Origin of the sequence: Pseudomonas sp. E45-MNA-CIBAN-0222 (assembly GCF_040310405.1) — a bacterium.
In the GTDB taxonomy this organism is placed as follows: Bacteria; Pseudomonadota; Gammaproteobacteria; order Pseudomonadales; family Pseudomonadaceae; genus Stutzerimonas; species Stutzerimonas stutzeri_AC.
The window spans coordinates 1-233 of record NZ_JBEOPU010000254.1 but is presented as its reverse complement, the minus strand read 5'-3'; the positions used below and the strand labels follow the sequence as shown (position 1 = coordinate 233).

The following is a 233-nucleotide window of genomic DNA, read 5'->3' as shown; positions in this document are numbered from 1 at the left end:
ACACTAAGCCGTAGTAATAATTTAATATATACATGGTTGCAATTGTATAAAATAGAATGGACTGGATTTAAACCAGATAAAGTGGCTATAGAAAGTTTTTTTGCAAATATTATGACAATAGAGAGCATTGTCGGTAAAAGAGCATATAGAATCTTAGAAAATAAACTTTTAAATGTTTTAATTCGTTATGCCTTGGTCGAGTATATTAGCCTGTTTTTCAGCTCATCTAATTA

Annotated in this window: 1 protein-coding gene; it reads left to right on the top strand. The window is 28.8% G+C overall.

Going from position 1 to position 233, the window contains the following annotated elements; translation table 11 throughout:
- The coding region (locus tag AAEZ08_RS23510) for a hypothetical protein (RefSeq protein WP_500125255.1) at positions 1 to 233 on the top strand (233 nt) is incomplete at both ends.